The 3,581-nt window shown below is 43.3% G+C and carries 4 protein-coding genes and 2 pseudogenes; 3 read left to right on the top strand and 3 right to left on the bottom strand.

Going from position 1 to position 3,581, the window contains the following annotated elements; translation table 11 throughout:
- The 3 genes from N0824_RS16165 to N0824_RS16150 form a co-directional block, all read left to right on the top strand.
- Positions 1-214 (top strand): transposase (locus N0824_RS16165; protein WP_199224879.1); only part of this gene is annotated, 214 nt, incomplete at its 5' end.
- A gap of 697 nt (positions 215-911) precedes the next feature.
- The gene (locus tag N0824_RS16155; protein ID WP_108937488.1) at positions 912-1,286 is read left to right on the top strand and encodes a putative quinol monooxygenase; all 375 of its coding nucleotides are present in this window, start codon (positions 912-914) and stop codon (positions 1,284-1,286) included.
- A gap of 415 nt (positions 1,287-1,701) precedes the next feature.
- Positions 1,702-2,517 carry a hypothetical protein gene (locus tag N0824_RS16150; RefSeq protein ID WP_108937487.1) on the top strand — a complete coding sequence of 272 codons (816 nt, stop codon included), beginning with the start codon at positions 1,702-1,704 and terminating at the stop codon, positions 2,515-2,517.
- 184 nt (positions 2,518-2,701) lie between these two features.
- Here N0824_RS16150 and N0824_RS21765 read toward each other — a convergent pair.
- From N0824_RS21765 to N0824_RS21450, 3 genes and pseudogenes are all read right to left on the bottom strand, one after another.
- Positions 2,702-3,057 (bottom strand): annotated as a pseudogene (locus tag N0824_RS21765) (type II toxin-antitoxin system PemK/MazF family toxin).
- Between the two features lie 2 nt (positions 3,058-3,059).
- Positions 3,060-3,290 (bottom strand): hypothetical protein, encoded by a 231-nt coding sequence (locus tag N0824_RS16140; protein WP_233256466.1) that lies wholly within the window; start codon positions 3,288-3,290, stop codon positions 3,060-3,062.
- Positions 3,291-3,382: 92 nt separating this feature from the next.
- Positions 3,383-3,581: pseudogene (locus tag N0824_RS21450) on the bottom strand (hypothetical protein); the annotation flags it as partial.

The raw sequence follows: 3,581 nt of genomic DNA, 5'->3' as shown, positions 1-3,581 counted from the left end.
TGAACAAGAAAAAGCTAGACTCATCTATTTACCTCCTTATTCTCCCGAATTCTCTCCTATTGAAAACTTTTGGTCAAAAGTCAAAGCGATATTAAGAAAACTGAAGGCGAGAACTTACAAAGACTTAATAGAAGGGATTGAATTAGCTATGTTAGAAGTTACTCAAAAAGATATTCGCAATTGGTTTACTCACTGTTGCTACTGTACCTCATGAGTCAGAGAATTGCTATATCTAATTCGGCTCTACCGAACCTGTCATGCAAAACTATCAACAACTTATGCTTGTAAAGCTTGTACAATAAGGCTTTGAGTTTTTGTTAGATTGATATTTATCAACTTTAGAACATTGCTGGACAGAGAGGGAGCTTGGGGACTTTTCTACAGTGTAAGTTCGGAAGAACCTCTAATTCTCTGTTCCCGTAGAAAAGCGCTCTCTAGTTGTCAAATTTAATTTGACTGGAGTGTATAACAGCCATTTCCCCACACAGAGCCCTAGAGAGCGTTTCTCATAAAGATGAAGTATAAGCTAATTCGGCATCGATGATCGACTCGCACCTGACCATTAAGATAACTGTTATATAGCGTTTCCCAAGCTAGTGAGGTACAGCTATTTTTCTTCCCTTTTGCCTCTTGCCTTTTGCCTGTACTGATATGTAGTCTATAATCAACGGATTTAGTATGATATTCAGCTTTTCATTCTACCTTGTTTGAGTTAGCGATCGCTTTTTCTTAACTTCTCCAAAAGTTGCACACGGGTTGACCTGAAGTGCATTATATTTTGTCAGAAGGCCGTTCACCCCTAAAGCAGGACATTATTCTGTAGGATCGCACGGACTGGCCAACCCCTGAGATAACCTTTTCTGTACCACAAACGCGGGATATCCCCACGCAACACCTAGAAGGAGAATCTGATGTTCAAAATCGATACTTGCTGTACTCTCGTACCCTACTTTGAAGTACAAGAAGGAAAAATTGCTGCGTTTAAGGAACTAAGCCCCAAGTTCATTGAGAGAACCCGCACCGAAGAGGGCTGTATCCATTATGCTTTTTCCTTTAGCGATAATATTGTTCATTGCCGCGAGGGTTACGTCGATGCCTCCGCAGTTCTTGCCCACCTGCAAAACGTTGGGGAACTGCTAGACGAAGTTCTCAAAATCGCCAAGATTATTCGCCTAGAAGTTCACGCTCCCGCTTCCGAAATCGAAAAGCTGCGGGAGCAATTGGCTTCTCTTAACCCTCAGTTTTTCGTTCTCGACGAAGGTATTCGCCGCACCAGCGAAGCCTAACCCCGAACTGACAGAAAACGGATGCCCTATTCCCGTCTCGAAACGCACCGGATTACTTCTTTCTCCGGCGAGTTTGTCTTGCGCCCAACTATTAGAAACATTGAGAGACAATTAAACTTTCAGCACATATCGACCATACGAGAAAGAGCAGGAGAAGAGGAGATATAGTCATTTCAATTAAAATTGAGAATATCAATCCCAGAGTTCATAAGGGTTTTGTCGGTCTAGAGTGTCTCAGACTTATCTGAAATGACTATAAATGGCAGCAAATTTCCATGTTCCTCCATTTTATTACTGAAAGTAGAAACGATTGAAATCGTTAATTTCCACTTATTTTGGGACTGACATCACCCTGAGACTCCGAATATTCTGAAATTAGCAAGTAAACACGGCTTCCCAATTTCAGGAAAAAATTATGAATCTACGTTCTGTCAAGACTATCCTATTAGGCGGTGTGTCCCTGTTGGTGGCAACTTTGCCCACGCTGGCTCAAATTCCAATAGAGCCGATCCGTCTGACTACTGCTACTCGCTTCAATTGTGGTCCCCACTTAGAAACATATATAGTTCGTTCGCTGGATAACCGACGGGGAACTGGGATTCGTTGTGTCAAATTCAGTAAAGGACAGCAAGGCTCAAGCATTCCCCGTCTGTCCTGGTACGGGGAAGGAACCTGGGAAGGGGCTACCTACCGTCATTTGGGACAGGCGATTGACCGAGGCAGAATGTTGGTCGGGTTCGCGTCCGACATTCACGGTAACGGGGAGGATGCTAACTTCAACTATCCGGGTAATCTCGAGATCCGAACGGTCAGACCAGGAGTGATTCGGGTAACTGGGGCTTGGAATGAGGAGTGGCGTTCGGCTTCCTCCGTTAACTACAACCCCCTACCCCGTCCCAAAACCTGCGGTAGCCATTTCAATCAATATCAGGTAACTGATTTGACAGGTGGGCGCAGAGGCAAAGGTCTGCGCTGTATGCTGAAAGAAGGTCCAGCCAACACAACCTGGTTCGGTAACGGGGATTGGGATGGCAACACCTATTCCCACCTGGGGACTCGCGGAAAGAACGGCTACGGGGCCGCAGATATCTGTCCACCTGAGCGAGTCCATGCCACTATTTTCGGAACCATCTGCAATAACTTCGACTACGGTTCTCTTACTTTCACCCCTACGGGCAGTGGCTTCAATGTCAACGGTGCTTGGAGCGAGAAGTGGTTATTGGTCAGGTGATTTGTCGAGAATTTCAATAAAAAAAGGTTGGGGCGAACATTAGCTCACCCCAACCTTTTTTGTCGTAATTATTTGATTAGAACTTAACCATTGATAGCGGGAGCAGTCAGAACCACGGGAGTCTGTTCGCCACTAGCTAAGTCTAAGGATAAATGGATTCTTTAAATCCTTTTATAACCCCCTATTATTCGAGTTCTTGAGGTTCAATAACCAACTTAATTCCCTGAATAATTAATTTGATTTTTTCCTGAGAAAGTCTTCCGATAGACTCGGTTAAAAGACGTTTATCAACCGTGAAAACCTGTGAAACATTAACAACACTGGATTCAGGTAAATTCCCTTCACCCTCATTCATAAAACATTACCAATAGCTTTTGCTCGTCTCAAATTGGTTGTTAATGGACACACAATAACCGTCCCAATTTGTGACTGATTCAGAGCATCATTTTGCACCACAACACAAGGACGAAGATAAGCAGGTTCAGAACCTTGTGGTTCTCCTAAATCAATCCAATAAATATCACCTTGAAAAATCGTCATATTTACTCAGATAATTGGCGTTGATGATGGCGTATTCCCTCTAACATCAAAGTTTCTGATTCGTCCAATCCATCACTATAAGCTTCATTCCAACTATCCATTAATCGTTGTTTAGTTGTTTTTTGATTATTCAATCCTAATTGTTGATGTAACTGCTCCAATAACCATCTTTTATCTTCAAGAGAACAGTCTCGTAACTTTTGTTCCAGTTCAATAATTTGAGGCGATATCATAAGATTAACTCCATTTAACATTGAGCTATATCATAATTCTAACAACAAAAAAGCACCCCCTCGCGGGAGTGCCTTTTCGTTCAGACTAGGAATTAACCATTGATAGCAGGAGCGGTCAGAGCTACAGGAGCCTGTTCACCACTAGCTAAGTCTAAGGGGAAGTTGTGAGCGTTGCGCTCGTGCATTACTTCCATACCGATACCAGCGCGGTTTAACACATCGGCCCAAGTACCGATTACACGACCTTGAGAATCGAGAATCGACTGGTTGAAGTTGAAACCGTTGAGGTTG

This window comes from Microcystis sp. 0824 (assembly GCF_003112475.1).
GTDB lineage: Bacteria > Cyanobacteriota > Cyanobacteriia > Cyanobacteriales > Microcystaceae > Microcystis > Microcystis aeruginosa_C.
Note: the sequence above shows the minus strand (reverse complement) of the source record. Positions and strands in the feature narration are given on the sequence as shown.